Origin of the sequence: Actinomadura geliboluensis, from assembly GCF_005889745.1 — a bacterium.
Classification (GTDB): domain Bacteria; phylum Actinomycetota; class Actinomycetes; order Streptosporangiales; family Streptosporangiaceae; genus Spirillospora; species Spirillospora geliboluensis.
Map to the genome: position 1 here is coordinate 1 of NZ_VCKZ01000794.1, position 427 is coordinate 427.

1 pseudogene is annotated in these 427 nt (G+C 70.3%); it reads right to left on the reverse strand.

The window, feature by feature from the left end:
* Window positions 1-427, reverse strand: a pseudogene (locus tag ETD96_RS44285) (translational GTPase TypA); the annotation flags it as partial.

Below are 427 nucleotides of genomic sequence, written 5' to 3' on the forward strand. Positions count from 1 at the left end.
GAGCGGGCGCGCATGCGCTCGCGCTCCTTGGCGTCCAGGACGACCTTGCGGATGCGGACGGCGCCCGGCGTGACCTCGACGCACTCGTCCTCGCGGCAGAACTCCAGCGCCTCCTCCAGCGACAGCAGCCGGGGCGGGGTGAGCCGCTCCAGCTCGTCGCCCGTGGACGAGCGCATGTTCGTGAGCTTCTTCTCCTTGGTGATGTTGACGTCCATGTCGTCGGACCGGGAGTTCTCCCCGACGATCATGCCCTCGTACACCTCGGTGGTCGGCCCGACGAAGAACGTGCCCCGGTCCTGAAGGTTCGTGATCGCGTACGCGGTGGCGGCGCCGGCCCTGTCGGCGACCAGCGACCCGGACGGGCGCGTCCGCAGCTCCCCGAACCACGGCTCGTAGCGCTCGAACACGTGGTGCGCCATGCCGGTGC